This window comes from Microcoleus sp. AT3-A2, assembly GCF_036705685.1.
Taxonomy (GTDB): Bacteria; Cyanobacteriota; Cyanobacteriia; order Cyanobacteriales; family Microcoleaceae; genus Microcoleus.
Map to the genome: position 1 here is coordinate 1 of NZ_JAUBVF010000176.1, position 1,035 is coordinate 1,035.

Below are 1,035 nucleotides of genomic sequence, written 5' to 3' on the forward strand. Positions count from 1 at the left end.
TAAGCTGTTCAGCATCTAAAACGCATATTGTATAGTATAATATGAGGATATTTATAAAAAGTCAATGCCTACTAAAAACTTCCTCAGTTCCGAGACAAAGGAAACTCTGCAACAAGCATTAAAAGAGCATGAACATCCAGACATTCGGCAAAGAGCTTTAATTTTTTTGTTACTAAATAACGGAAATACACAAGCTCAAACTGCTGAATTAATTGGATGTTCTCTAAGAAAAGTCGCTTACTGGAGCATTCAGGGCGACCCTGATAATTTAGATAGTTTTAAAGATGAGAGAATGAAGGGTAACTACCGAAAAGCTACAGAAGAATACATTAATTTACTTTTAGAGACAATTGAACTAGAGCCGGAACAATGTGGCTATGAATTCGGGAGATGGACGACAGCCAGACTGGCAATATATCTAGGAGAGAAGACAGGAATCGAGTTGAGTAGTACCCAAGTAAGGAGGATTTTAAAATCAAAAAAGTATGTTTACCTCTGGGCTAAATATAGCTTAGAGTCTAAGCAAGATACCGTACAGAGGAGTTTATTTAAAGATAAATTAGCTGAGTATCTAAGAATAGCCAAAGAATCTCCAGCTCTTCTACAGGTATGGTTTTGGGATGAGAGTGGATTTAGTTTAAGAGTAATTAGAAGGAAAAACTGGTGTAAAAAAGGGACTCGAAGAAAGAAAAAAGGAGACCGAAGAAAGGGTCGTATTAATGTCATGGGTGGAGTGAGGTATTCAGACAAGAAAAGATGGGTAGATTTTATTCCATCTGGAAATTCTGCTAATTTTTATGCAGTGCTGAAAAATTTTTATGGAGATTTAAGAGAAGAGTGGATATTGCAAGGGAATTTAGCGGAAGATTTTCAAGATAAAGGCTGTAAGTTTGTCATTATTTTGGACAATGCTAGTTTTCATAAAAAAGCAGAGATTTTGCAGAAAATAGCAGCAGAGATGCCTAATCTAATCATAGAGTTTCTGCCCAAGTATAGCCCGGACTACAACTTAGTTGAATTGGTATGGCATTCGGC

At 36.3% G+C, this 1,035-nt stretch carries 1 protein-coding gene; it reads left to right on the plus strand.

What is annotated here, in order from left to right; genetic code table 11:
- Positions 1-64: 64 nt before the first annotated feature.
- Positions 65-1,035, plus strand: a 971-nt coding sequence (locus QUB37_RS29760; RefSeq protein WP_333168842.1) for an IS630 family transposase, incomplete at its 3' end; no start/stop codon positions are given.